Here is a 24,856-nt window from a genome sequence, read left to right as displayed (position 1 = left end):
TCATGTACCTGTCATTTATAACAAAATCATTAACTTATTGAAACATGTCTTGTTTGGCAGACAAAATCAATGAACAGGGAACGCTGCGAATTAAACTAGCTGATGGCGACTGACCACAGGCTAAATCAACACCACAATCCGGCAGGAGTATTTATAACTATATAATAGTTATTATAAGGAATACTATTATATAGTTTTTAATCTTGTGTCCCACACTCAAATATCTATTATGTAGACATTACTTACAGGGAATAATAACGATGGCAAATAAACAAACCTTCTTAGGTGAATTTGAACACGTTGTCATGCTGACCGTGTTAAGTCTTGGCGATGACGCTTATGGTGTCACGGTTCGACAGCAACTGCGCGACACCATAGGTAGGGAAGTGGCAATCGGAGCTCTCTATGCCACCACCGAACGCCTGGAGAAAAAAGGGTTGCTGACATCAACTAAATCCGGTGCCAGTGCACAGCGGGGAGGTAAAGCAAAACGATACTTTAAGGTAACTGCGCAAGGCATCGCTGAACTGGAAAATACCAAACAGCGCCTGGAGAAACTGTGGGGTCTTAAGACGGTTTCGCAGATTATTTAAGGAAATGATAATGAATAACAATAAACCACATCCGCCAAGACTCGCGCTCTGGTTGCTTGACGTGACCTTACCCGACACGGTTAAGGATGATATCACCGGTGATCTAACAGAAGAATATTGCGGGTCAACGGACACTGGATTAACTAAAAATAAATGGTTCTGGCATCAGACTATTGCAACTTGTTGGAGATTTACCATGACAAAACAAAAGCTGACATCAATTGGATTGGCGACATTAAGTATACTCTTGTTTGGCCTCATCGCGTATTCGATACTCTTTCTATCCGTGGCCGATGATCCAGTGTCTTTTCAAAAGGCCTATTGGACGGATGGTAATTTCCATCAGTTTTTCTTCGATGAGCCACTGTGGCAATTTATCGGCGCGAATAACCTCTCTCAGCTAACGATAGACATGTTCATTCACTTGCCTTCGTTAGTGTGGACGGTGGCTGCGCTAGGTCTGTTTGTGTTAGTGAAAAAGCAGTTTGCGCTGTCGTTCAGCAAGCAGTTACTTGCTGCTGTAATCTTGATCCTGCTGCCTTATGTGGGCGGGGTAGCGTATTTTAGTTTGAATGAGGTTGCGCTTAACCAGGCCGGACCCATTTTAGCGCTAATGCTTATTTCCGCATTGTATCTACTGCTACCTTTTACTCATCTTTTGGTGAAAGAGCTTAAAGCGGTCCAGGCGTAAGCCGGTATGTAGTTGACTGGGTTTGCTTCTGATAAAAACGAAGCAGCTCAGTTAGCCAAAAAAGCGTTTTTTGTGTCTGCCAATTAATACCCCACCAATTACAAAGGTTAGCGCACTGGCAGATATAACTAAGCCCCAAAAAACCTGACTCCCGCCAACCACCTGACCAATAGCCGGGATCCTGACCGCAATTTCAGCGAACATCGCGGCAATCAATCCCACATACGACCACAGCATCACTTCATAATGTAACATCAACCAATTCGGTTTGTGGCGAAAAAACAGCGGGGCCGATACGCCAGCACAGACAGTGAGAAGCGACGCGAGCGCCATCCAGTGAAACGGGCCAAACTGATATAAAGATTGAGTAAACAGGGCTGTCAGGTTGGTTAAGAGCATGGTTGCTACGTAGCTAAAACCTATGAGCCGATGCTTACGAGTTCCTTTTCTCGAAACAATCACTAACGCACCCGTCGCGATTGCAGCGACTGCACAAAACGTGTGTATAAGGCCAATGTTGGAACTAAAAATAATTCTAAGTTTCCGCGTTAAGTAGGTAATGGCTTTTTGTTATATAGCCCTATGCGCTGTAAACACAAGATTTTTGTTTAATTTTCAGCACACAAGATTAAGCATTTTTACGGCGAAAAGTTAAACTCGGTTTGTTCGCATTTGGCATACATAAAGGTGATTCGTTGGATATACCTATATAAAAAAAGGGCCTAACGGCCCTTGAACTATTAAAGGTTACACCGTCTGTCGGTCATGCTTACCTTCGCGTATTTCTTCCACCACTTTCTTGCAGAACGCGTCTAGATCGTCGGGATCACGGCTGGTCACCAGACCCTGGTCAACGACTACTTCTTCGTCGACCCAGTTACCACCGGCATTTTTAATATCGGTTTTAATACTGGGGAACGATGTGAGCTTGCGATCGCGCACAACGTCGGCTTCGACCAACACCCATGGACCATGGCAGATAGCCGCCACCGGCTTATGCTGAGCAAAAAAGTCACGGACAAATTGTACCGCCTTATCATTAGTACGCAATGAGTCTGGGTTATGCACACCGCCGGGTAGGATCAATCCATCGTAGTCACTTGCGGAAACACTATCGACAGTTTTGTCTACTGAGAAGGTATCGGCTTTGTCAGCATGATTAAAGCCCTGAATTTGACCGTTTTCCAGTGAAATTATGTGGACTTGTGCGCCTTCGTCTTTCACCGCTTTCATTGGTTGTGTCAGTTCAACCTGTTCGAAACCGTCAGTGGCTAAAATTGCGACACGTTTACCATCTAGTTTTGCCATAGTTAACTCTCCTTTGTTGTCAAAAAATCGTAATATGGTTGGTCAAGTGATACGCGAATAAATCACGGAGGGATTGTCATAGAAGGATTAAAAATTTTTTACGAACGGCTGTCGTTTAGCTTTAATAGCAGTAACGAGCGCTGTTGATCAATGCTAAATTCAAAGTGACGCAGAACATTCATGCCCAGTAATCCATCTGCGCCTGACAGAATGCCATTTTGCAGCGTCATTACATTAAGTTCGGGGAAGCTGAAATCACCCAGCTGTACATTGAACACCTGATTCATCTCTGATTCAATCATGCCGCCCGCGGTGCGTAAATTGAACACGCCAATTCGATTGGTGTCCTGTTGACGGCTTATCGCATTCATTACAGTCTGTGACACCGCGGTGGTACTTGCCCCTGTATCGATAAGCAGTGTGGCCGCGACTGAACCAAATGCAATCTCAATAAGATAGTGATCACCTAATCGCTGTAAGGGGATGGTTTGATAATCGCTTTGATCAATAGTAGACTCTTCGGCCAGCGCATCCGGTCGGAAATCAATGGCAGATTGTAATCGCTGGCGCATCGCTTCCACCTGCGGGTCGTTAGACGATAATGAGGCCAATGTGTCTTCCATCAGAATGAATTTTCGTTGTTGGCCATAGGCCTCAGCCAGCCCAAGCACAATCTGTTCGCTTGGCGGAAGCTGTTGATACAACGGTTCTAAAAATTGCGCCAGTAAATCCCAGCTTTGCGCATTTTTTAACTCTGTGATCGTGTGTTGCAAAAGTTGCGCGATTCGCTGCTCAATTCGCTGTCGGGTCTCGGCGGTTAACGGCTGACGGAGTAAAGAATAATAGTGCAGTATTGCATCACTCAGCGGCTCAGTTTTCAGCATTAGTTCGGCTTCGAGCAATAGCAATTCAATATTATCGGGTTTTTGCCGTAACCGTTGCTGCAACTCGAAACGCAGTGCACTGTATCTGCCATCAGCTAACATCGCCTTTAATGTATTGATAGATGCACCTTGTGACGGCAATATGGTTGCGGTGGGTTCGGTGGCCGAAAATGAGTCGCTTAGTTTGCTCTCCCCATTGTTTTGCTTTGAATCAGACGATTCCTGTGACTTTGAGGCGGGCGTAGAAAAATTCGCCTTCTGCCACTGTCGGTAAAGCCATATGTTACCGGCAACAGATACCAGCAATGCCAGCAACAGTAGATACTTCATCGATGTACCTCATCCTTAGAAAGACAGGCAGTACCGTAAATACGCTGAAATTTTTCAGGCATGCGTTTGGGCGTCCCTGTGCTCAGGCTGACGCAGACGAACTGGGTTTTAGCGGCAAATACCAGTTGCGCGCGACGGCGGCAATAAAACTGAAATTCACGAGTGAGAGACAACGCTCGTTCACAGGCAACAATCCAGGTGGCGCATTCAAGCATATCATCTAAATGACAGGGGGCAAGATAATCCAATTCATGGCGACGAATGACCATTCCCCGGTCGAGCTCAGCATAATCGGTAAAATGCAGACCAAGCGCGTTTGAGTGTGCCCAGGCCAATTTCTCTAGTTGGGATAAATATGCCACATTGTTGACATGCTGGTAGTGGTCCAGATGCTGCTGTTCAATTTGCCATTTCTGTATGTAAGGAGAAGGGTATTTCCAGTAGCTTGGTTCAGACATAGGGCAGGGGATTATCCTGGGTTAAATCAATGTCAGGATTCAGCAGTTGTTCCATCAGTTCTTTTTCCCGCGAAATGACCGGGTCAACAAAGCCATGTACGTCACCGATGGTTTTAAACGCATTGAAGCCGCGCTCAAGAAATTCATGTAAAGTTAACAGCCCTGCAATTTTGGCTGGGCGACGGGCAAACTTTATCAGCATGCTGATACCCTTGACCTTTATTACATCGTTTAACTGCGTGCCTAAGTCGTAAATTAAGTCCAGTTGTTTTTGGCGGTCGTCCCCGCGGCCTACTTTTCGGTAGGCTAAAGCGTAGGAGTCACGATCAAGCGTTTTGCCCTCAAGCGCTTCGGCCATCTCAAGATCTAAATCAAAAGACAGGGCGTTAAGGGCTAAGGCGTCTTCCAGCGCAAGCATGGCTTTGTCAGGTAGTACTTTAGCTAACTTGGGGATCACCCGTGCAATATCGGCATCACGCTGACTGAAATCTTTTGGTCCGTACAACTCATCAACAAAAAAACCCATCGCATTTTGATAGCGCTGCTGTTGCGCTAAATCCTGATGCGATGCTAACAGGCGTTCACACTGCCAAGCCTGAAGCTGATGAACAATGTCTAGTTGACCCATTCGCTCAACAAGTTCGCGCTTGGCGTTGACTCGATGCAGATGTTGTATCAAAGGTTGAACAGATTGACTCAAACGATATCCTTTATTTGCTTAGCTCAATGAGGACGACATGAGTGACTCAACATGCCGTAATCTGGTAGACTTCGCAACCAGTTTTAGTTGGTCTTAATTGCTACATTTTAAAGAATTTGCCGTTATTGTGAATATATGCCCACACACTTTCTGTCATTTTGATGCAGAAACGCATGCCGTTGATGCATTAATGACGTTATTCGACAGCGTGTTTTTCATTGATTTTAATACTCGCCTCGTACGAGGTGAAAGTGAGCCTGTTTATCTTCCCGCGAATAATGTGACACCCTATAACCAGATTGTATTTGCCCATGGCTATTTTTCCAGTGCGCTGCATGAAATCGCACATTGGTGTATTGCCGGAGTAGCACGCAGAAAACTAGAAGACTACGGCTACTGGTATTGTCCTGACGGGCGGGATGCGCAGCAGCAGAAAGAATTTGAACAGGTAGAAATTAAACCCCAGGCAATTGAACGCGCCTTTACGTTGGCGGCAGGAAGGAAGTTTTCAGTGAGCACAGATAACCTTGAAGGTGCTGAGCCTGATCGCGAAGCATTTACCCAAGCCGTGTTAAAGCAGTTTGCCCGTTATGAACAGCAAGGTTTTCCTGTTCGCGCGCAACGCTTTATTGACGCATTGCAGCAAACCTTCGGTACCGACGCTGAACAGAGGCGAGCAACCGCAAAGCAGATGCGAGCAACCGTAAAACAGATGCGGGCAACCGTAAAACAGATGCGAGCAACCGTAAAACAGATGCGAGCAACCACATGAGTGAACATAAGATGTTTCGTCTCGGGGTGGTAGTAAATCCATTTGCAGGGATCGGTGGTGCCCTGGCGCTTAAGGGCAGTGATGGTGCTGATATTCGCGAGAAAGCCCTGGCTCAGGGCGCGGAAAAAAAAGCCAACCAGAAGATGCAGTTGGCGCTGAGCAAACTAACAGAACTGAGTTCCAGCCTGGAAGTGGTCACCGCCGCCGGGGAAATGGGCGAAACGGTATGCCAGGAATTGGGCTTTAACTACCGCGTAGTGTTCCAGTCTGAACAGGCTCAAACCGAAGGTGAAGACTCGGAAAAGGCAGCGTTAGCCATGGTGGAGGAAGGGGTAGATTTACTTCTGTTCGCCGGTGGTGACGGCACGGCGCGAAACATTTATCACAGTGTTGCCGGACGTGTTCCTGTGTTAGGCGTACCCGCAGGCTGTAAAATTCATTCTGGGGTCTATGCGGTCACCCCTGCTGGTGCAGGTGAGATTGCCGCAAAGATGGTGCGCGGCGAACTGGTTAGTGAACAGGACGGTGAAGTGCGCGATATCGATGAGAGCGCCTTTCGTGAAGGTAAAGTTCGCGCAAAACATTATGGGGAAATGCGGGTGCCGCATGACTTAGTGTATTTGCAATCGGTTAAAATGGGCGGCAAAGAGAGTGAAGAATTGGTGTTACTGGACATTGCCGCGCACATCGCTGAGTGGATGGATGAGCACGCCGATACCTGTTTCGTGATGGGGTCTGGCTCAACTGTGGCGGCTGTTATGGATGAGCTAGGACTGAAGAATACCTTATTGGGTGTGGATATCGTCAAGAATAAAACGGTCGTGGCCAATGATGTCACTGCTGCCGAGTTATTAAGCCTGACGGCTAATCAGTCTACCCAGTTAGTAATCACCGCCATTGGGGGGCAGGGGCACTTATTTGGGCGGGGCAACCAACAGTTAAGCCCGGAGTTTATCAAAAAAATCGGTAAACAGAATATTCTGGTGGTTGCAACCAAACAAAAACTGGAACAGTTAAATGGTCGTCCCTTACGCCTGGATACATCCGATCCTGAACTGGACAACTTACTGGCCGGTAGCTTTTCCGTTATCACCGGCTATCACGATAGAGTGTTATATCCGGCCATCTGACACGCAAAAGTGATGATTAATGAGTGACAAGTAATAAGAGACAAGTTGTAGAGGAGCACAATATGCCGAATCAACTAGAAACACAGATTGAAGCAATTGAATCCAAATTAGATGCGGTAGTTGATACCGGCAGCGATGATGATCTTTTTGTGGCCAGTTATTTGCGAGGGCATTTTGATTTGATCGCATGCAAATTACTGGCAATGCCGCAGGCTGACATCATTGAATTGAATGAACATGTTCGTGCCAGCCTCGACCAGGCTTTTGCTAAGGGGGAACTTGAATCCCATGATCAGCAAAAAGTGGGCAGGTTGTGGGAGGCACTCATTGCGTCTTAAAATATCCAATTAGCGGCAATTGCCGGGCATGGGTTTGCCGCCTGCTTCCTTTTCAATGCGTCGGTACCGCACATATACCGCGATTTTTATTCTGGTACGTTTTTTGCCGTAATACCCATAAGTGTCAGCAAATTGACTGACTTGTAGTGCTCATTACAGCGTCAGTGCGGGAAACTTCGGGTAGTAAATGGCAAACCGACAACGTAAATTCAAAAATCTATTTCTGGTGAAGGCGGGTGTGCTTAGCATGCTGGCGCTTTCAGGTTGTGGACTGTTCCCTGATGCTACCAGCGCAAAGCCTGCACCGGTACCAACACAAAAAGCGGTGACGCCTTCAGGAGAGCCACTCTCCGCATTAGGCAATGTGGAATATTATACTTTTACATTAGCCAACGAATTGTTTGCCAATGTGCGTCCCAGCAGGCAGGTCAGATACGCGGTAACCGGCTTCGTGCCCGTCACCACGATGGCGTATAACGATGCCGATCAGCACCCGCTGATGTTATTGGGCCATCAGCTTGAGCAAGGGCTGGTGACGGAAGCCACCAAGCGCGGTTTTTTGGCGCAGGAATACAAACTGACTAATAATATCATCATGTCTGATCATGCTGAGCGCGTGCTAACGCGTAATATCGATCAGCTGTCAGCCATAGAGCGGGTCGACTACTACATTACCGGCACCGTGGTTAAGCAGGAATCTGGCGCCATGGTCAACGCCAGAATCATTGATGCAAACAGTAAAGAAATTATATCCGCCGCCACACGCTTTTTCCCCGCCGAAGTTTTTTGGCAGAAAGAGCATGTAACCACACGCAATGGGCGGCTATACCGTAGTGAGATTAAGGGGTAACGGGAATGAAGAGGCAAGGTAAACTCGCACTGGCGGGCTTTTGTGCAATATCACTGAGCACGGGGTGTGCAGTGCTGGACCGGGTGGAGAAATGGGCGCTGGGCGAAAACGCCGCAGAAACTTCACAAACTTCGCTGCAACAAAATTCGCAGACAGTCACTGAGCCGGTTAGCCAGTCTAACCCGGCACCGACTAATGTGGTTGATATCACCGCCGCTGACCGCGATTATCGTGGATATGACGATGATTATGACTACGATGAGAGTGACGACCGTCGTGATAGTTTCGGTGCGGTGGGACAACCACGTTTGTATTCAAATATGCAAAACTCATATAAGGGTAGACCGCTGAATAAGCATATTGGTGACTATGTGAAAAACATGACCCAGGATTTGATCAGCAACATGGAATATGTCAGCGAAAAAACCCCGGTTGCCGTTACCCATTTCGCGTTACTGGATTCTGACTTACAAAGCACCAACTTACTGGGCCAGCAAATGGCAGAATCGTTTGTGCATGAATTGCATAAATTCAGGATCCCGGTACTGGACTTTAAAACTACGGACTATATTCGCATCACTGATAGAGGGGATTTTGCTTTATCCAGAGACTATCTGGAACTTAACAGTTCTCTTCCGATTGAGTATGTCCTGACCGGCACCATGACCCGTCATCAGGGCGGTATGTTAGTCAATGCACGTATAATAGGCATGGACTCGCGTGCCGTTGTTGCCAGTGCCCAGATGATGGTTCCATTCTATGTTGTTGATGCGCTTATTCCAAACGATGGCACCACACCGAATGGTGGCAAAGATGGTGTAAGTTTCAGTCGCGGATAACGATGCCTTTTGAAGTGAAAAGTGAAAAGTGAAAAGTGAAAAGTAGACGATATGAAGAATGTTAAGGTCCCTTTACTATTAAGCACAACGTTACTGCTTTCAGCTTGTGCAACCATCACTGACACATTCAAAGAAGGTGTGGCTTATCTGTTCGATCCGCAAACGGAAGAAAATCAACCGCAACCAGCAGATCACACAACTGAAGAGTCTGTAGAAAGCGAGGACATGCGCCAAGTTGCTCAAGCACGTCAGCAACGACAACAGCAAGAAAGCATCAATGCGTTTGTGCCAGAAGAAGAAAGTATGGTTGATGGCAATTCCGCTGAGACGCAACAGACATCGACGCGTGACCCTCAGCAAAAAACGGCTTCTCATGAGACCACACTAGCGGAGCAGACTGCACGCAGCGAACCCTCAGAGAAATCAGCGTCATCGCCAGCTGTTAAAGAAGCTCAGGCAACGCCCCGCCAGCATGAGCAGCGCAGCCAACCTGAGGTGGCCAACAAAAGTTACGACGATTCACGCAATCAGGATCGCGACACGAAAGCTCGCCAAAACAAGCGCCGCAAGGTTGAACGTGATGATGCAGATTATGCTTACCAGGGCTATCAGGACCCATTGAGAAGTGGTTTCTACCCAAGACAAACACATAAGAAAGTCGCTGACTATGCCTCGCAGTTGGTTATGCAACTGATGGATAAAGCGATGGGCCTGAACATCAATGAATTAGTGGGCGTAACCAGTTTCGTCAGATTAAATACCGCGTTAACGGATACAACCATTTTAGGCAATCAACTTGCCGAACACCTGATTACGGAATTGCAGGCTTATGGCGTGGGGGTGATTGATTTTAAAGTGACAGACGGTATAAGCATTACTCCGCACGGAGATATTGCAATGAGCCGCAGTGGTGAGAGACTGGCCCAGTCGGTAAAAATGGATCATGTGTTGACCGGAACCATGATTGAAGACTCGCGCGGGGTGAGAGTGAATGCGCGCATAGTTAACGTAGATTCCAAACGTGTGATTGCGAGCGCCAGCATCCATATTCCTGCCTTTATTGTAACCTCACTGTACGCAGGTCAATCTACGGCACCATAACGTTATGATTGCTTTAGCGTTTTCAAAATAAAGCGGTTAGGATCAAGTGCACTGATTGAGGACTTAGCCAATGGACCTGGCTGACCACATAATTGGCTGGCCAGTAATTCTGCTAAAAGGGGCGCCGTAGTTAAACCCCTTGAACCTAACGCGCTTAACAGGTAAATGTTGCGGCCAGCCACGTTGGCTGGCACCTCATCACTATGCTTTCGCAACGTGGCGTGCCATTGACGATACTTCTCAGCGTCGGGTAGCGCGCCACATAGGGGCTGGTGATCAGGCACACCCAAGCGAACTGCTGCGCGCGCCTGGTTATCATGACTCAGAGTATGCACCCAATCCGTTTCTTTCAGGGCCTGCTGGTGGAGTGTGAGATTCTGTTTACTCTCTTGAGCACGCACCTCGGTTGCAGTATCGCCCTTAACGTAGGTCGAGCCTAACGCATGACGCTCGTCCATCGCCGGGGTCAGGTAACCTTTGTGACACAAAACCGTTTTTAAATCGTTCAGCGGGGACTGCTCTGGCATCGCCTCTACTTGTCCACGCACAGGACGCAGGGGCAAATCGGCACATTGATCAAAGGCAGTTAATTCATGTCCGGTGGCCAGCACTACAAGCTGTGCCTCAACCTTCTTTCCATTATCAAAATGAAGCATGGTCTGATTGTCGTGCTCACTCATTCGATGAAGTCGATGATGACAATGTACGGTGAGGTTACTGGTTTGCTTACCCAGCGTAAGCAGCGCATCAACTAATGACGGTGGGTTTATCCAGCCGCCCAACGGAATGTGTAAGCCGCCACAGGGTAGGGGAACACCTGCGAACGCTTGTGCTTGCTGTCGGTCCACACCCTGAACTAAGTTTTCGGGCCAGACGTCATTAGCAATTAGCTTTTGTTGCCGTTGCTTCACTGCATCATTAAATGCTAATTGCAGTACACCACAAAAATCATGTTTAAATTTGCGCTGCGTATTTATCTGCTGATAGAAGCGTCTGGCAAACAAAAAAGTATGGGCCTGAATCTGGCTGGCAACACTGGCCTGTGCATGTAGTTGCGGATAAAAACCACCCTGCGGATTACCTGAAGCGCCATCAGCAGGCTCATTGGCGCAGTACAACGTTGTTTTTACGCCTCGTTGACATAAGGTATAAGCAAGTGTCGCAGCTGCGATCCCGCCACCAATAATGGCTACCTGTTCTGGTTTTTTCACGTTGCCTGACGTATGTACTGCATCGCCACCTGGAAATTCGGCGGTAATCATTTCACGCTTACGACCGAAACCTTTGCGTTTACTGACCGAAAAGCCTGCGGCCTGCAGACCCCGCTTAACTAAACCGGCAGCGGTAAAGGTCGCGCACGTTGCACCCTGTTTTGAGCATCGGGCCATGTTCGCAAATAACGCGTCTGTCCACATTTGCGGGTTTTTACTCGGCGCAAACCCATCAAGAAACCAGGCATCAACCAGGCCCTGTACCGGGATTTGCCATTGGCCCATGGCCTCATGCACGTCTGAAAACCATAAATCAACTGTGGTGTTAAAGCCATCAAAATGCAATCGGTGGCACCCGCTTAATCCAAACGGATACTGCGCTTGAAGTGCAGCCGCAGCCTCAGACAATTCGTTAAAGCGTGCCAGGGTGTCTGCCATATCTGCCTGACTGAGCGGGTACATTTCGGTAGTAATGAAGTGAAGCCGAGTCAGCGAATGTTCAGGGTAAGCCTGACGAAATTCGCGAAAAGCCGTCATCACCACCAACAAGTTCAAACCAGTCCCAAAACCGGTTTCAGCGATAACAAAAGTATGCGCTTTACATTCTTGCCAGCGTTCTTTAAGGTTGTTTCCGCCCACAAAAACGTATTGGGTTTCTTCCACGCCACTGTCATTTGAGAAATACACATCATCAAAATTGTCGGCAACCGGGGTACCTGTCTGGTTGAAATGCACGCTGGCGTAGGTAGACTTCACACTCACTCTCAAATTTAGGCTTAGCAAAGTACAGATCATACCGATGCATCATTACTGATGGTAGTCCTCAAGACGATTCAGGTATCGAAAATTAAATTTTGTTGAAAAAATGCAAAAAAGAGTAAAGAGCAGACCAGTTTTGTAACTAAAATCGTTACCATAGGCGGCAACAAAAGAAGGGTAGATTATGAAAAGAGCAGTTATCACCGGCATGGGCATTGTTTCCAGCATCGGTGTCAACAAAGATGAAGTGCTGGCTTCCCTAAAAGCAGGCAAGTCAGGCATTACCTATTCAGAACAGTTTGCCGAAATGGGCTTACGAAGCAAGGTTTGGGGTAATATCAATATTGATTTGGCTGAACATATTGACCGCAAAGCCATGCGCTTTATGGGCGATGCCGCAGGTTATGCTTATATAGCAATGGAGCAGGCTATTGCTGACGCTGGCCTTGATGCATCCGATATCTCTAATGAACGTACCGGGATTATCGCAGGTTCAGGTGGCGCGTCTTCTGAAAACCAGGTGTTGTCAGCGGATATTCTTCGCGAAAAAGGGGTTAAGCGCATGGGCCCTTATATGGTGCCTCGCTGTATGGCATCAACTGTATCTGCGTGTCTGGCCACACCATTTAAAATTAAAGGTATTAACTATTCAATCGCGTCAGCCTGTGCAACCAGTGCACACTGTATTGGCAACGCGCTGGAATTAATTCAATTAGGCAAACAAGACATGGTGTTTGCAGGGGGTGGTGAAGAATTGCACTGGTCGCTATCCAGTCAGTTTGATGCCATGGGCGCATTGTCCAGTAAATACAATGACAACCCTGCGGTTGCTTCGCGCACCTATGACGCCGATCGTGACGGCTTCGTCAGTTCTGGCGGTGGCGGTATGGTCGTTGTTGAAGAGTTGGAACATGCCTTGGCCCGTGGTGCCAAAATTTATGGTGAAGTCGTGGGCTACGGTGCCACGTCAGACGGTTTTGATATGGTGGCACCTTCAGGTGAAGGTGCGATCCGCTGCATGAAGATGGCGATGCAGGGCATCGAAGGACCGATTGATTATTTAAACACCCACGGTACATCAACGCCGGTTGGTGATGTTAAAGAACTTGCCGCGATTCAGGAAGTCTTCGGTCAATCTGGTGTGCCTATCAGTGCCACCAAGTCACTTACGGGTCACGCCTTAGGCGCGGCAGGGGTGAACGAAGCGATTTACAGTCTGTTGATGATGCAGCACAACTTTATCGCACCTTCAATCAACATTGATAATCTTGATGAAGCGGCCAAGGGCTTGGATATCGTTACCCAAACGCGTGAGGCAACGCTTAATCAGGTCATGTCGAACAGCTTTGGCTTTGGCGGCACCAACGCAACGTTGGTATTAAGGCGCTTCTCAGCCTGATAAGGCAGTACAATTTTTCTGGCGCACATCAACCGATGTGCGCTAGCATTCCCCCTCTCAATGCCATTTCGCACGCAAGCATACGTTCAATCTGATGACTAAAATATTATATGAAGACAGTATTCCTAAAGCGCAGGAATATTTTGACGGTTTAGGTGATGTTGCCAGCTTTCCCAGCGGTAATTTAGCCCCCCACCATCTTGATAACGTGTCTATGTTAGTGGTGCGTTCGACTACCAAAATTAATCAAGCTACGTTAGCAGGCAATCACCGGATTGCCTTTGTGACCACCGCAACGGCCGGTACCAATCATTTTGACAAAGCCTTTTTAGCGCAGGCCGGAATTGCCTGGAACTCGGCTGCTGGCTGTAATGCCAGATCCGTAGCAGAGTGGGTGATAAGTGCGTTGCTGGTAGCCGATGAACAAAATCGGATAGACCTGGCTAATGCGACGGTGGGTATTGTCGGTGCGGGCAATGTAGGCAGTATGCTGGCGGCATTATTAACCGCGATGAATATCAGGTATAAACTGTGTGACCCGCCGCTACAAAAGCAAGGGGATCAGCGAGCACTGGTTGCGCTGGATGAAATCCTCACCTGCGATGTTATTTCGCTGCACGTGCCCTTTACGGCTGCAGGTGTTGATGCGACTGCGAACTTATTAAGTAGTGATGAACTTAACTCACTCAGTCAACATCAGCTTTTAATCAATGCCTGTCGTGGAGAAGTGATTGACGAGCCAGCGTTAAGACAACGAATGCAGCAGCCCGATGCACCGACATTGGTGCTGGATGTGTTCGATGATGAGCCCGACATTGATATGTCATTATTGCCCTTATGTTTTCTGGCAACGCCGCATATCGCAGGGCACAGTGTAGAAGGAAAGTTGCGCGGTACCCAGTTGGTGTATGAACAGGTTTGTAGTCTACTCGGTCAACCCGTTCAAAAACAGTTGGAGGACTTTTTATCCACGGTTTCGCCGATGACAGTAGATGCAGAAGAACTCACCTCAGACACCTTGTCCATAGCCCAATGGCGAGCCTTATTGCTGCCGATATATGATATCAGAGAAGATGATAAACATTTTCGGCAAAGCATGGCACAATCCAATCAATTTGCCGCGCTGCGAAAAGCGTATCGCGTCAGACGTGAAATCAGTTCGTGCACCCTTAGCATTCGCGGCAAACTGCATAAAAATGTGCAAATGCAATTAAAAGCGATAGGCTTTAAGTTTGAGTCTGGATGCAATAACATTCACTCAGGTTAGTTAGGTGAGATAGTCACTAACTAAAATTATCACCATTTAGGAGAGTCAGATACATGTCACAAGCGTTTGATGTTGCCGTGCTAGGCGCCACCGGGTTAGTTGGTCAAACCATGATGGAGATCCTTGAACAGCGAAAATTTCCGGTCAAAACGCTTTATCCATTGGCGAGTGCGCGATCTGCCGGTGGCTCAGTCACCTTTAAAGGCGAAGAAATTGAAGTGCTGGATGCCGATACCTTCGACTGGTCACAGGCACAGTTTGGTTTTTTCTCAGCGGGTGGCTCTGTTTCCGCAAAATATGCGCCTATGGCGGCAGAAGCCGGATGTGTAGTCATTGATAACACCTCGCAGTTTCGTTATGAACCTGATATTCCTTTGGTTGTGCCTGAAGTTAACGCGCATACACTAGCGGACTTTCGAAACCGTAATATTATAGCTAACCCAAATTGCTCCACAATTCAGATGCTGGTAGCACTTAAACCAATTCATGATGCAGTTGGCATTGAACGCATTAACGTGTGTACTTATCAATCTGTATCGGGCGCGGGCAAAAGCGCGATGGAAGAGTTGGCTAAACAGACCGCCGATCTATTAAATGCGCGGGAAGTAAATTCAGCGTCGTTCAGCCGTCAGATTGCCTTTAACGTGATCCCGCAAATCGACGTGTTTTTAGATAACGATTACACCAAAGAAGAAATGAAAATGTCGTGGGAAACCCAGAAAATAATGGGCGACGACAGTATTTTGGTTAACGCTACTGCCGTACGCGTTCCGGTATTTTATGGTCACGGTGAAGCGGTGCACATTGAAACGCGCCAGCCAATTGACGCCGACGAAGTTAAACAGCTTCTGGCAAATGCACCGGGGGTTAAGGTGTACGAGGCGCGCGAGCAATTTCCCACGCAGGTATCAAGTGCCAGTGGAAATGACTGGGTACACGTGGGGCGAATTCGCAACGACATCACGCATCCGAATGGCTTAAACATGTGGGTAGTTTCGGATAACATTCGTAAAGGCGCCGCTACAAACAGTGTGCAGATAGCAGAAACGCTGCTCAAAGATTTTTATTAATCCTGCCGATAACGTTTTAAGATATCAGAAATTGCCGCTATCCAGCGGCATTTTCTGTTCACATTCAGTCTAATTAAAGAGAAAATAAAGACCAGCCTAGATTGGTGTGCGCAAGTGGTTTATAGTTTGTTCAGTCGCACGGAGTAACCAAGTTGGATTATAAATTGCATTGTTTTCCTGATGTTAGCGAAAAGACAAAAAGTCGACACCTGTGGAAAAGCTAAATAGTAAAAAGTGAATAACAGGTTGCTATCACTGAGAATGAACAACAAGAGCAAGAATGTCAGAAAATGATGTTGAGAAGGCGTGTGAATCAACACGTTAAAATAACAACAAAGCAGCCCACTCCAAGTAGACCGTTTCTGAGTGAGGCCGCAAGATTGAGTAAGAAGCAGACTTACTCATGACGCTTAAGGGCATATAGGAACGCTATGAAATTGCATTTTACCGGCTTGCTGCTAATTACGCTGTTGATGTTGGCGCTACCTTCTGAATCGATTGGGCAAGATCGGCAAATTCCTCTTAAAGGGCCAAAAGACGCCACAGAGCAATTCTCTGGCTCTGTTTATGGACCGATTGATTCCCAGGATACCCTTTGGCGAATCGCCAATCGTTACCGTCAAAATCCGAATTTAAGTGTCTACCAGGTGATGGTGGCAATTTATGAGCTTAACCCTGATGCATTCGAGCAGAACAACCTTAACTTACTGATAGATGGCAAAATACTTAAACTACCATCGGAGCGTTATGTCGCAAGAATCGATAAAGAGAAAGCGCAACTGCGCGCTGAGAACGATGACGCCAACTTTGCCAGAATGCCAAGCGTACCAGGAAACAGTGTACGTAACCTCAAACCGCCGGTTCCTCTAGTCAATCAGGAAGATTTAAGCACCACAAAATCAGCGATTGAGGAAAAGATCACCCGCCTGGATGCCCAACAATCCCGCCAATTTGATGATTTAAGGCAACAGTTTGCCTCTTCGCTGGATAGCGTGCGCTCAATTTTAGACGACAATCGCAAATTATACGAACGCGTCGAGAAGGTGAACGAAGATTTGCAGAATCTTCGTGATCAGGTAAAAGGTGATGTTCAGGCCCAAATGGACGAGCAGCTGGCGCTGCAAAAGCAACTGCTGGAAATGATGCAGCGGCAAAAAACTCAGCAGCCTGTTCAGCGCTCAATGGAAACATCCTCAGCATCCAACTCTACTGTGCTGGTCATCGGTTCCAGTATAGTAACCCTCTTGTTGTTGGGTGGAATCGGCTATTTTCTGTTGCGCAAACAACCCGTCGCTGAAGCTGCGCCGGCAGTAACTGCGCCGCCACCGCCACCAAAACCTGTTACAGACGCGGATGATAGCGTTCCCTCTTTGGTTGATGATTTCGACGATGACTTGTCTGAAGATGAATTATTTAATGATGACGATTTGCTCGACGACGTTCTGTCAAATGAGCTGGAAGACGCGTTAGACGATGAACTGGAAAACTTCGCCGATTTAGATGACGATATGCTGGTGCCGGAAGACGAAGAAGACTTTGAAGAAGGTGCAGATTCGCTTGAGCAGGATGAGCTGGATAGTTTATTTGATGAAGAAGATTTAAGTGGCTCGTCTATCGAAGAGGAAGCTGATGACAGTGCTATCGACTTATCTGAAGATGATCTCGGTAGCGATTTCAGTGAGGCTGACGAAGAACAAAATCGCGAGTCAGTGGAGCAGGAAAGTCTTGAAGAGAAGTCTGAACCAGATTCTGAAGTTGATGCAGCCTCTGAACAGGCGAAAGCAGGTGACCAGGAAACCACTGAAGAGTTAACTAAACAAGACTCAGACGAAGTAAAACAGCAGCCTTCTGCTCTGAGCGAAGAAGAAGAAAAACCTGAGATCAGCATTGATGAGTTGCTCGAAAGTGAGCAAAAAGAGCCCAGTTTTGAAGAGCAACTGGGGGATGATGCCGTTGATGAAAATATGCTTGAAAAGTTGGACAAGGAAATCAACGAGCAGAATCAGGATCTGGATCGCCTTACCGATGAAATCATAGGTGAAATTGAACAAATTGAAATGATGGGTGGATTATCAGCAGAGATGCTGGAAGACACGGATGATGAAGAAGATGATGACACGCCGTCTAAATCGTCAACGCCTTCGCCGCAGGCAATTCAGGATTTAGAAGCATTATCTGACGATTTGGATGAAATCAGCGTCGATGATATGGCCAATGCCGGCGAATTCGACGATCCGCTTTCAGACGAACTTATTGCTGAACTACAGGATGAATCTTCCTCGACAGAAGAAGACGAGGCTGCAGAAATTGATGAGTCGTCAGTAGACGAAGAGACGCAAACAGACGAAGAGCTACCAGCGAATGAAGTGCCCTCATCAACGGAAAATCTGTCGGAAAACGATGAACTGTCAGCTGAGAATCAGCCTGAATCTGAAGTGTCAGACAGTGAGCGCGATGATATAGACGATCCGTTATCAGACGAATTACTCGCTGAATTGCAAGCGGAGAATGAAGTCGATGAAGCAGCGGATGTTGAGAGTGAAGATGACTTGAACGATCCGCTGTCTGATGAGTTACTGGCAGAGCTGGAAGCTGAAAATTCAGAAGCCGATGTGCAGTTAGATTCACTTTCTGATGAATTGATGGCAGAACTTGAAGACAGTGAATCTGAAACAGATCCCGAGCAGTTGACAGACAGCCAGCAAGAAGAAGCAGACGCGGATTTTGATGATGTTCTGGAAGTAGATGAAGATGAAAGCGATGCTGATGAACTAACGGGTCAACAATCTGACTCTGACGTCGAGCCCGAGCCTGCTGGCGAAAGCGACGAAATCGATACCGCGGACGAGTTAGATCATGCCAGCAATGAAAAGGCTGATCGCGATAGCGAAGAGCTTGAGTTAGACGAAGGTTTCGACGACAACCAGGAACTTCAGTTAGACAAGAATGCGGATGTCGAAGATGAACAGCAACCGGCGCAAGCGCTTGCCAGCGATGAAATAGAAAGTACCGACCCGCTTGATGCGGCGTTAGAAGAGTTTGATCGTCAAATGATGGATGATATTCCGTCTTTTGCTGAGTCCGGTGGTAAAGAAAGTGACTTCGACGACAGCTTGCTGGATGAAGCGTTGTCAGATTTCGATGATTTTGAATTGGAACAGGAGCAGGACGGCGTTGTTCCACCTGCACAAAAGAAATCGGCAGATCCAGAATTTAACGAGCTGGAAGATGTTCCTGGGCTGGATGACTGGTTAGTTGGTGACAAAAAATCAGATAATGAAATTTTAGATGAACTGGAAAATTCTGAGTTTGATGAGTTGCTCGGTTCGATGGAAAACGAAGAGGAAGAGGATTCCCAACAATCACTAAAATTAGACAACCCAGACCTTGATTTGGACGCATTGCTCACTGATACCGAGGCCGAAGCGCCTGAAGAGGAGGAAAACGAAGGGGATTATCTCGACGTTGAAACCTTGCTAAATGAAAGCATGGACGAAGATGAGGATGACAAAGAAGAAACACCTCTGGATCTGGATGTCAGTTTGTCTGAATTCACAGGCGTCAACGATGACGATGAAATGGTGGATATCGACAAAGATGCGGGTCAGAGCGCCAATCTTGATCTCGCTATGATGTATATTGAGATGGATGACAATCAATCGGCGAAAGAACTACTCCAAGAAGTCATCGAGAAAGGGTCAGCTGAGCAACAGGAAGAAGCCAAGGCGGTGCTTGAATCATTGAGTTGAGCTAAACAGAGTAGTTGCGGCGCAGGCCGCAATTACAGTCGCTTTCGACGAGCTCATTAGGGCTGGAACGCTTACAAATCAGAATATGCTGCCTTCGCTCATTTGACGAACACGTTAATGAGTTACGAGTGACCTTAGCTTACCTATTTACCTACGAGCTAACACTCGCTATGCTGGGAAAACCGTTAACTCGCTTACGCACAGCACGTGATTAACCGCACTCAAATCCAACTGGAACTGGATAAACTTTATCGCAGTGATTCCCGTAAAATTTTCGCTACTCTGGTGCGTTTACTGGGGGATTTTGATCTGGCTGAAGAAGCGCTCCATGACGCATTTTTAGCCGCATCAAAAACATGGCTGACAGAGGGAATTCCTTCACAACCGGTAAACTGGCTGATCTCTGCGGGCCGCTTCAAATCTATCGACCGCATTAGAAAAGATAAAACGGCGCAGCGGCTGCTCAGGCAGGATCCGTCGAAAACAGAGTCGGAAGAATTTAACGAAGATCAGTACGATGAATATCTTGACGATGATGTGCTTAAACTTATTTTTACCTGTTGCCACCCGGCGGTAAACCCTGAAATACAAATAGCGCTAACCTTACGTGAAGTGTGCGGACTTAAAACCGAGAACATTGCCCAGGCATTTTTAGTCAGTACCACTACGATGGCGCAACGAATTGTGCGCGGCAAAGGCAAAATTCGTCACTCTGCCATTCCCTTTGAACTACCTGCCAAAAATGAGCTGAATCAGCGTCTGGATGCAGTCTTGTTGGTGATTTACCTTATTTACAATGAAGGCTACCTGGCCACAAGTGGCACGTCGTTGCTTAGAATCGATTTGTCAAACGAAGCCATCCGACTTGCTACTTTGCTGTCCGAATTAATCGATGATTCTGAAGTTAATGGCTTACTGGCTCTTTTACTTTTTCAGGATGCGCGCAAAGCAGCCCGAGTAGATAGTGCCGGAAATAGTATTTTGCTCGAAAATCAAGACCGTTCGTTGTGGAATGCAAAACAAGTTCAAACAGGCGTGCACTATTTAAATAGGGCATTTGAAGGAAGTTATGGTGTGTATACCTTGCAGGCCGCGATTGCCCACGAACATGTCAGGGCAAAGGAATATACATCAACCAACTGGGCTGCCATTGAAGCTTTTTACCGGAACATTATCAGTATCGAGCCGACCGCAATATTTCGATTAAATCATGCCGTTGCGCTGTCGATGGTTGATGGCCCGGAATCAGGACTACAACAAATTAATGCGCTGCTGCTGAGTAATGAGCTCAAAGACTATACTTTTCTTTATTGTGCGCAGGGCGAAATGTTGTATCGACAAAAACGCTACACCGATGCGCTCAACGCCTTTAGCTATGCGCATTCGCTCACCAATCAGGCTGCGGCTTTGCAGTCTATCAAATGCCGCATGGACGAAATAAAACAACACATCAGATAAAAAAAACTTTTTTCGTTGTCGAAATTAAATCGTTTCATTCGACTATTAGATGACTTAATTAAACAACATAAAGGAACTAACAAAATGAAAGTGATGGTGATAGTAAAAGCAAGCCCTAGTTCAGAAGCCGGAGTCATGCCTGATGCAGACCTGCTGGCGCAAATGACAGCGTATAACGAGGAACTGGTGAAAGCCGGCATCATGCTCTCTGGCGAAGGATTGAAACCAAGCAAAGAAGGTTTTCGAGTGCGCTTTGATGGCGACAGCCGCACAATTACCCAGGGGCCATTTAATGAAACCAGCGAGTTAATCGCAGGTTATTGGATTTGGGAAGTCAATTCAGTTGAGCATGCCATGGAATGGGTAGCAAAATGTCCAAACCCCATGCCTGACGCTTCAGACATTGAAGTGCGGCCGCTTTTTGAAATGCAGGATTTTGCTGAAATTCCCGGTGCCGATGACGCGCTTGAAAAAGAAGAAGGCATGCGGATGCATTTAGGTATGCGTTCTGCCAGCCTCAACGCTTACTTATTTTTTGATGGACGGTGTGAAGAAGCGATGGAGTATTATCAACAGCATCTTGGAGCCAACATAAACCTGATGATGCGCTTTAGCGACTCGCCAGAACCGTTTCCTGAAGGTGCATTACCAGTCGATTATGAAAATAAAATTATGCATGCCGAATTTACGCTGGGCACCAGTGTCATTTTTGCTTCAGATGGGTGTGGCTCAGACGGCCCTATGCGTGGAACCAGTCAGGCGTTAACAGTTAAAAACGCGGAGTTAGCGCATCATGCATTTGACGCACTCGCAGAAGGAGGCGATATTAAAATGCCGCTGGAAAAAACGTTTTGGGCAGAGCTATACGGGCAGGTAACTGATAAGTTTGGTGTGCAATGGATGGTAATGGTAGAAACAGAGCAGGGAGCCATTCAATGAAATATGCTGCGTTAGTTTATTATTCTGAACACACCATGAGTCAATTGACTCAAGCCGAGTGGGACGCATTAAATCAAGAGTGCATGGCGTGTGGTGAAGACTTGCAACAGCGGGGTTATATGCTGGGTGGACAAGCTTTGCAACCGGTTCAAAATGCCACAACGCTGCGCGTGCGTGACAAGCAGCTACAGCTATCAGATGGCCCTTTTGCTGAAACAAAAGAACAATTAGCCGGCTTTTATTTACTGGAAGCAAATGATTTAAACGAAGCCATCAATCTGGCGTCTAAAATCCCGCCTGCGCGTTATGGCAGTATCGAAATACGGCCAGTAAGAGAGCTGTCCACGCAAGATAATGAACACTATCAACAATCTTTAAGGAGCGTAATATGAGCTACGTAGATGGATTCGTAGTTGCGGTACCGAACGACAAAAAGCAGGATTATATTGACTTGGCGCAAAGTGCTGCCAAAGTATTTAAACGCTGTGGTGCAACAAATGTTGTCGAATGCTGGGCTGATAACGTACCTGACGGCAAGTTGACCTCCCTCCCAATGGCGGTGAAGTGTCAGCAGAATGAGTCGGTGGTTTTTTCGTGGGTGCGCTGGCCTTCTAAAGAAGTGCAGGAAAGCGGAATGAAGGAGTTCATGCAAGATCCCATATGTAATCAGGATAATAACCCGATGCCGTTTGATGGCAAACGTATGATTTTTGGAAGCTTCAACGTTATTCTGGATGAATAAGTGAAAATTGCCTAAAACGTTCAGGTGAAGTTAAAGATACGCTAAATTCGCCTGAACGCTATTAGGGTCATGGCGCTAATTACTCATCACCTCGCGCGCTGCTTTGTTGTGAAGGTCCCCATCCATAAACAGGGCTTTATCGCCAAGAATGGATTCTGCTTTTTCCATCAATTCCATGATCGATTCGCTGCACACTAGTTTTCCTTCCAGACCATATTCCTCCAGCGCATGCGCAAAAATTTTGGCAGAAGTGTTTGATGTCAGCACTAGAAGTGCTGCGCAATTATTGTGTAATGCCTGTTTCAGTAAATTAACTGCGGTACGCGCAGCTGCTGGGGTGACGCCTTTAGATTTATCAGGAATAGAAATCAACACCCACTGTTCAAGCCCTTCAACCAGGGCAGTGATATTTGTAACACATCGTTTAACATCATTTTCATCGTAATAGTTACTGCCAACTTCAAAAATGACATTTTTACGTTTGAATATGCGTGTTTTAGGCCGGGTGTCCTGCATAGCTCTCGTTCTGATTGAATTAGTTATTTAAGCATAGCTGCGGATCTGCATTGTGAAAAGTGATAAGTGTTAAGTCTATTTTTTTGGAAGCTGGATTTGCCAGTAACCTACATCAAGCCACTCACCAAATTTAAAGCCGACCTGTGCAAAATGTGCCACTTTTTGCATCCCCATTTTTTCATGTAGGGCTACGCTGGCCGCGTTGGGCAGAGTTATTACACTGATGCACGAGCGAATCTCAGTTGAGCAGAGTTGCTTGAATAAAGCCTCATACAGCAATTTACCGTAACCGTTACCATGCATATCAGGTGCTAGATAAATAGTAACCTCGGCGGTAAAACGATAAGCGCTGCGGGTTTTCCACGGCGCTGCATACGCATAGCCAATTACATCATCATCATTATGTAACACCAACCAGGGCAGCGATAATGTACTCACCGCATCAATGCGTTGCTGCATCTCGGCGACTGACACCGGTAATTCTTCAAATGTAATGGCTGTTTTTTGAATATACTCATTGTAGATGCGGGTTACTGCGGTGACATCAGTTGCCGATACGTTGCGGATGGTGATCATTGCGGACTGCTCTATAGATAAGCTAACCAAAGGTTAGTGAAAACTTCATTATTGTGTAAATGCCTGCTCAGGGTCAATTTGACACGCTTCCACTGAGTGCGTTTCAGCTTGCCTGTTGGTAACCCAGCATTCATCGTAAATTGAGCAATAGAACAATTCAATATCTACCTTTTCATCAATCAACAATTATTGGTCCAGTCTTTTTCCCCATCGGACTTGGAACTGCCGCTATGTTAATGAATAGTAAAGTGCAAATTAAATGGCGACCTCTCCTCTGTTCAGTCGTGGATATTCGAAATATTTGAACTTGAACAGAAACCCTTTAAACTTAGCGCTTTCTGAAACACAACAGGTAAGCAGTAACCATGGGGCGAATTGCCTTAGGCGTAGAGTATAACGGCGCTTCACAGTATGGCTGGCAACGTCAACGCGAGGTCACCTCGGTACAGGAACACGTTGAAAAAGCGCTGTCCACCGTGGCGGCTGGTCCTATTGAAGTTATTTGTGCCGGGCGCACCGATGCAGGTGTGCATGCGACAGGGCAGGTCATTCACTTTGATTGTGATGTTGAACGTCCTCTGCGCGCATGGACATTAGGGGTAAATGCCAATTTACCTGATGATATGGCGATAACGTGGGCGAAGGAAGTGCCAGACGATTTTCATGCGCGCTTTAGTGCGAACTACCGTCGTTATCGTTACATCATTTATAACGCCAAGTTACGCCCGGCGATTTTGCAAAGGGGCCTGACACATGAACATCGCTCATTGGATGCTGACAAAATGCATGTGGCTGCCCAGGCTTTGCTGGGTGAAAATGACTTCACCTCGTTTCGGGCTGCACTGTGTCAGTCGAAATCTCCCTTTCGCAACGTTAGCCATATAAACGTGGAGCGCAGGGAGCGATTTGTTATTATCGATATTCAGGCCAACGCCTTTGTGCATCATATGGTGAGAAACATCGCCGGTTCGCTAATAGAAGTAGGGTGTGGCGCTCAGCCGATTGAGTGGATAGCTGAACTTCTGGCTGCCAAAGATCGCACCCAGGCTGCCGCCACAGCCAAGCCAAACGGTTTGTATCTGGTTGAAGTGGGGTACCCACAAGAATTCGATTTACCAAGGCATCAGATAGGGCCGCTATTTTTACCAGACAACTTCTAAGACCAGTTTTGTTTTT

General features: G+C 46.9%; 25 protein-coding genes. 17 read left to right on the top strand and 8 right to left on the bottom strand.

What is annotated here, in order from left to right; all coding sequences use genetic code 11:
• Positions 1 to 260 precede the first annotated feature (260 nt).
• Together HCJ96_RS14850 and HCJ96_RS14845 are read left to right on the top strand one after the other, a co-directional pair.
• Positions 261 to 593, top strand: coding sequence for a PadR family transcriptional regulator (locus HCJ96_RS14850; protein WP_169211868.1), 333 nt, complete (start codon positions 261 to 263; stop codon positions 591 to 593).
• 10 nt (positions 594 to 603) lie between these two features.
• The gene (locus HCJ96_RS14845; protein WP_169211867.1) at positions 604 to 1,284 is read left to right on the top strand and encodes a hypothetical protein; all 681 of its coding nucleotides are present in this window, start codon (positions 604 to 606) and stop codon (positions 1,282 to 1,284) included.
• Positions 1,285 to 1,335: 51 nt separating this feature from the next.
• Here the strand turns inward: HCJ96_RS14845 and HCJ96_RS14840 are convergent, their stop codons facing one another.
• The 5 genes from HCJ96_RS14840 to HCJ96_RS14820 all read right to left on the bottom strand — a co-directional run bounded on the left by HCJ96_RS14840 (position 1,336) and on the right by HCJ96_RS14820 (position 4,964).
• On the bottom strand, positions 1,336 to 1,791 hold the full coding sequence (locus tag HCJ96_RS14840) for a DUF2306 domain-containing protein (RefSeq protein ID WP_343034735.1): 456 nt from the start codon (positions 1,789 to 1,791) through the stop codon (positions 1,336 to 1,338).
• Between the two features lie 240 nt (positions 1,792 to 2,031).
• Positions 2,032 to 2,592, bottom strand: coding sequence for a type 1 glutamine amidotransferase domain-containing protein (locus HCJ96_RS14835; protein ID WP_169211866.1), 561 nt, complete (start codon positions 2,590 to 2,592; stop codon positions 2,032 to 2,034).
• Between the two features lie 98 nt (positions 2,593 to 2,690).
• On the bottom strand, positions 2,691 to 3,806 hold the full coding sequence (locus HCJ96_RS14830) for a retropepsin-like aspartic protease family protein (RefSeq protein ID WP_169211865.1): 1,116 nt from the start codon (positions 3,804 to 3,806) through the stop codon (positions 2,691 to 2,693).
• Positions 3,803 to 4,264 carry an acyl-CoA thioesterase gene (locus HCJ96_RS14825; RefSeq protein WP_169211864.1) on the bottom strand — a complete coding sequence of 154 codons (462 nt, stop codon included), beginning with the start codon at positions 4,262 to 4,264 and terminating at the stop codon, positions 3,803 to 3,805. Before HCJ96_RS14825 ends, HCJ96_RS14830 begins: the two co-directional genes overlap by 4 nt.
• Positions 4,257 to 4,964, bottom strand: a complete 708-nt coding sequence (locus HCJ96_RS14820; protein ID WP_169211863.1) for a DUF8198 family protein — start codon at positions 4,962 to 4,964, stop codon at positions 4,257 to 4,259. Before HCJ96_RS14820 ends, HCJ96_RS14825 begins: the two co-directional genes overlap by 8 nt.
• A gap of 127 nt (positions 4,965 to 5,091) precedes the next feature.
• On the opposite strand from HCJ96_RS14820, the gene HCJ96_RS14815 reads away from it, so the two are divergent.
• The 6 genes from HCJ96_RS14815 (at position 5,092) to HCJ96_RS14790 (ending at position 9,994) form a co-directional block, all read left to right on the top strand.
• On the top strand, positions 5,092 to 5,736 hold the full coding sequence (locus tag HCJ96_RS14815; RefSeq protein WP_343034731.1) for an elongation factor P hydroxylase: 645 nt from the start codon (positions 5,092 to 5,094) through the stop codon (positions 5,734 to 5,736).
• Entirely contained in the window at positions 5,733 to 6,866 is a 1,134-nt protein-coding gene (locus tag HCJ96_RS14810) for an ATP-NAD kinase family protein (RefSeq protein ID WP_169211862.1), read from the top strand. The genes HCJ96_RS14815 and HCJ96_RS14810 overlap by 4 nt, the downstream gene beginning before the upstream one ends.
• Before the next feature lie 62 nt (positions 6,867 to 6,928).
• The gene (locus HCJ96_RS14805; RefSeq protein WP_169211861.1) at positions 6,929 to 7,204 is read left to right on the top strand and encodes a YfcL family protein; all 276 of its coding nucleotides are present in this window, start codon (positions 6,929 to 6,931) and stop codon (positions 7,202 to 7,204) included.
• A gap of 187 nt (positions 7,205 to 7,391) precedes the next feature.
• Positions 7,392 to 8,054 carry a FlgO family outer membrane protein gene (locus HCJ96_RS14800; RefSeq protein ID WP_169211860.1) on the top strand — a complete coding sequence of 221 codons (663 nt, stop codon included), beginning with the start codon at positions 7,392 to 7,394 and terminating at the stop codon, positions 8,052 to 8,054.
• Between the two features lie 5 nt (positions 8,055 to 8,059).
• On the top strand, positions 8,060 to 8,893 hold the full coding sequence (locus HCJ96_RS14795; protein ID WP_169211859.1) for a FlgO family outer membrane protein: 834 nt from the start codon (positions 8,060 to 8,062) through the stop codon (positions 8,891 to 8,893).
• Positions 8,894 to 8,944: 51 nt separating this feature from the next.
• Positions 8,945 to 9,994 (top strand): FlgO family outer membrane protein, encoded by a 1,050-nt coding sequence (locus HCJ96_RS14790; protein ID WP_246261453.1) that lies wholly within the window; start codon positions 8,945 to 8,947, stop codon positions 9,992 to 9,994.
• A 2-nt stretch (positions 9,995 to 9,996) separates the two neighbouring features.
• Here HCJ96_RS14790 and mnmC read toward each other — a convergent pair whose 3' ends face one another.
• A complete protein-coding gene (gene mnmC / locus HCJ96_RS14785; RefSeq protein ID WP_343034730.1) occupies positions 9,997 to 11,961 on the bottom strand; it encodes a bifunctional tRNA (5-methylaminomethyl-2-thiouridine)(34)-methyltransferase MnmC2/FAD-dependent 5-carboxymethylaminomethyl-2-thiouridine(34) oxidoreductase MnmC1 in 1,965 nt (654 codons plus the stop codon).
• Positions 11,962 to 12,148: 187 nt separating this feature from the next.
• Here mnmC and fabB point away from each other — a divergent pair, with 187 nt between their 5' ends.
• The 8 genes from fabB (at position 12,149) to HCJ96_RS14745 (ending at position 22,588) form a co-directional block, all read left to right on the top strand.
• Complete coding sequence (gene fabB / locus HCJ96_RS14780; protein WP_169211857.1) at positions 12,149 to 13,363, top strand: beta-ketoacyl-ACP synthase I; 1,215 nt, start codon at positions 12,149 to 12,151, stop codon at positions 13,361 to 13,363.
• Between the two features lie 94 nt (positions 13,364 to 13,457).
• Entirely contained in the window at positions 13,458 to 14,630 is a 1,173-nt protein-coding gene (locus HCJ96_RS14775) for a 4-phosphoerythronate dehydrogenase (RefSeq protein ID WP_169211856.1), read from the top strand.
• 53 nt (positions 14,631 to 14,683) lie between these two features.
• Positions 14,684 to 15,700, top strand: a complete 1,017-nt coding sequence (locus tag HCJ96_RS14770) for an aspartate-semialdehyde dehydrogenase (RefSeq protein ID WP_169211855.1) — start codon at positions 14,684 to 14,686, stop codon at positions 15,698 to 15,700.
• Positions 15,701 to 16,131: 431 nt separating this feature from the next.
• Entirely contained in the window at positions 16,132 to 19,449 is a 3,318-nt protein-coding gene (locus HCJ96_RS14765; RefSeq protein ID WP_169211854.1) for a FimV/HubP family polar landmark protein, read from the top strand.
• Between the two features lie 207 nt (positions 19,450 to 19,656).
• Positions 19,657 to 20,907: a DUF6596 domain-containing protein gene (locus HCJ96_RS14760; RefSeq protein ID WP_169211853.1), complete on the top strand. Its 1,251-nt coding sequence runs from the start codon at positions 19,657 to 19,659 to the stop codon at positions 20,905 to 20,907.
• 84 nt (positions 20,908 to 20,991) lie between these two features.
• Entirely contained in the window at positions 20,992 to 21,846 is an 855-nt protein-coding gene (locus tag HCJ96_RS14755; RefSeq protein ID WP_169211852.1) for a YciI family protein, read from the top strand.
• Complete coding sequence (locus tag HCJ96_RS14750) at positions 21,843 to 22,238, top strand: YciI family protein (RefSeq protein ID WP_169211851.1); 396 nt, start codon at positions 21,843 to 21,845, stop codon at positions 22,236 to 22,238. Before HCJ96_RS14755 ends, HCJ96_RS14750 begins: the two co-directional genes overlap by 4 nt.
• Positions 22,235 to 22,588 (top strand): DUF1428 domain-containing protein, encoded by a 354-nt coding sequence (locus tag HCJ96_RS14745; RefSeq protein ID WP_169211850.1) that lies wholly within the window; start codon positions 22,235 to 22,237, stop codon positions 22,586 to 22,588. Before HCJ96_RS14750 ends, HCJ96_RS14745 begins: the two co-directional genes overlap by 4 nt.
• A 75-nt stretch (positions 22,589 to 22,663) precedes the next feature.
• On the opposite strand, the gene HCJ96_RS14740 is transcribed toward HCJ96_RS14745, so the two are convergent.
• A complete protein-coding gene (locus HCJ96_RS14740; protein ID WP_169211849.1) occupies positions 22,664 to 23,104 on the bottom strand; it encodes a hypothetical protein in 441 nt (146 codons plus the stop codon).
• 75 nt (positions 23,105 to 23,179) lie between these two features.
• Positions 23,180 to 23,680 (bottom strand): GNAT family N-acetyltransferase, encoded by a 501-nt coding sequence (locus HCJ96_RS14735; RefSeq protein ID WP_169211848.1) that lies wholly within the window; start codon positions 23,678 to 23,680, stop codon positions 23,180 to 23,182.
• Positions 23,681 to 24,045: 365 nt separating this feature from the next.
• Here HCJ96_RS14735 and truA point away from each other — a divergent pair, with 365 nt between their 5' ends.
• A complete protein-coding gene (gene truA, locus HCJ96_RS14730) occupies positions 24,046 to 24,840 on the top strand; it encodes a tRNA pseudouridine(38-40) synthase TruA (RefSeq protein ID WP_169211847.1) in 795 nt (264 codons plus the stop codon).
• Positions 24,841 to 24,856 lie beyond the last annotated feature (16 nt).

This window comes from Alteromonas ponticola (assembly GCF_012911815.1).
In the GTDB taxonomy this organism is placed as follows: Bacteria; Pseudomonadota; Gammaproteobacteria; order Enterobacterales; family Alteromonadaceae; genus Alteromonas; species Alteromonas ponticola.
This window is presented reverse-complemented; position numbering and strand designations above follow the sequence as displayed.

What these genes read in the sequence shown, in the direction of transcription:
- HCJ96_RS14850 (WP_169211868.1), top strand. Translation starts at nt 261, where the DNA reads ATGGCAAATAAACAAACCTTCTTAGGTGAATTTGAACACGTTGTCATG.
- HCJ96_RS14845 (WP_169211867.1), top strand. Translation starts at nt 604, where the DNA reads ATGAATAACAATAAACCACATCCGCCAAGACTCGCGCTCTGGTTGCTT.
- HCJ96_RS14835 (WP_169211866.1), bottom strand. Translation starts at nt 2,592, where the DNA reads ATGGCAAAACTAGATGGTAAACGTGTCGCAATTTTAGCCACTGACGGT.
- HCJ96_RS14830 (WP_169211865.1), bottom strand. Translation starts at nt 3,806, where the DNA reads ATGAAGTATCTACTGTTGCTGGCATTGCTGGTATCTGTTGCCGGTAAC.
- HCJ96_RS14825 (WP_169211864.1), bottom strand. Translation starts at nt 4,264, where the DNA reads ATGTCTGAACCAAGCTACTGGAAATACCCTTCTCCTTACATACAGAAA.
- HCJ96_RS14810 (WP_169211862.1), top strand. Translation starts at nt 5,733, where the DNA reads ATGAGTGAACATAAGATGTTTCGTCTCGGGGTGGTAGTAAATCCATTT.
- HCJ96_RS14805 (WP_169211861.1), top strand. Translation starts at nt 6,929, where the DNA reads ATGCCGAATCAACTAGAAACACAGATTGAAGCAATTGAATCCAAATTA.
- HCJ96_RS14800 (WP_169211860.1), top strand. Translation starts at nt 7,392, where the DNA reads ATGGCAAACCGACAACGTAAATTCAAAAATCTATTTCTGGTGAAGGCG.
- HCJ96_RS14795 (WP_169211859.1), top strand. Translation starts at nt 8,060, where the DNA reads ATGAAGAGGCAAGGTAAACTCGCACTGGCGGGCTTTTGTGCAATATCA.
- HCJ96_RS14790 (WP_246261453.1), top strand. Translation starts at nt 8,945, where the DNA reads ATGAAGAATGTTAAGGTCCCTTTACTATTAAGCACAACGTTACTGCTT.
- fabB (WP_169211857.1), top strand. Translation starts at nt 12,149, where the DNA reads ATGAAAAGAGCAGTTATCACCGGCATGGGCATTGTTTCCAGCATCGGT.
- HCJ96_RS14775 (WP_169211856.1), top strand. Translation starts at nt 13,458, where the DNA reads ATGACTAAAATATTATATGAAGACAGTATTCCTAAAGCGCAGGAATAT.
- HCJ96_RS14770 (WP_169211855.1), top strand. Translation starts at nt 14,684, where the DNA reads ATGTCACAAGCGTTTGATGTTGCCGTGCTAGGCGCCACCGGGTTAGTT.
- HCJ96_RS14765 (WP_169211854.1), top strand. Translation starts at nt 16,132, where the DNA reads ATGAAATTGCATTTTACCGGCTTGCTGCTAATTACGCTGTTGATGTTG.
- HCJ96_RS14755 (WP_169211852.1), top strand. Translation starts at nt 20,992, where the DNA reads ATGAAAGTGATGGTGATAGTAAAAGCAAGCCCTAGTTCAGAAGCCGGA.
- HCJ96_RS14750 (WP_169211851.1), top strand. Translation starts at nt 21,843, where the DNA reads ATGAAATATGCTGCGTTAGTTTATTATTCTGAACACACCATGAGTCAA.
- HCJ96_RS14745 (WP_169211850.1), top strand. Translation starts at nt 22,235, where the DNA reads ATGAGCTACGTAGATGGATTCGTAGTTGCGGTACCGAACGACAAAAAG.
- HCJ96_RS14740 (WP_169211849.1), bottom strand. Translation starts at nt 23,104, where the DNA reads ATGCAGGACACCCGGCCTAAAACACGCATATTCAAACGTAAAAATGTC.
- HCJ96_RS14735 (WP_169211848.1), bottom strand. Translation starts at nt 23,680, where the DNA reads ATGATCACCATCCGCAACGTATCGGCAACTGATGTCACCGCAGTAACC.
- truA (WP_169211847.1), top strand. Translation starts at nt 24,046, where the DNA reads ATGGGGCGAATTGCCTTAGGCGTAGAGTATAACGGCGCTTCACAGTAT.